A 337-nucleotide genomic window follows, 5' to 3' on the forward strand; every position below is an offset into this window, starting at 1 on the left:
GTCGGTGGGCGGGCACTGGTCGGCGGTCGTGATGCGGCCTGAGCCGAAGTCGGTCACCGGCACCAGTCCCAGCACGGCCAGTGCGGCCGCGCCCGCCACGGCCCGTCGCGGCCGGCGCGTTCGCAGGGCGCGGGTCAGGACGCGGGCCAGGGAGCGCAGGCGGTGGCGGGGCCGTCGCACGGCCGCCAGCATGCACAGCGCGGCCAGTACGGGCGCCACGGTCTGGTCGAGGAAGAACCGTACTCCTTCCCATCCTCCCCACGAGGAGAGGCAGTCGCGGTCGATGACCATGTCCGCGAGGAAAGCCAGCGGGCCGATGCCGTACAGCACGAGCAGG

1 protein-coding gene is annotated in these 337 nt (G+C 73.9%); it reads right to left on the reverse strand.

Translation table 11 applies throughout. The annotated features are described in order from the left end of the window. Positions 1–291: hypothetical protein (locus tag ACWJ6R_RS38170; protein WP_449066825.1), on the reverse strand; the 291-nt coding region annotated here is incomplete at its 3' end. Positions 292–337: the final 46 nt, after the last annotated feature.

The sequence above is a fragment of the Planomonospora algeriensis genome, assembly GCF_977012225.1.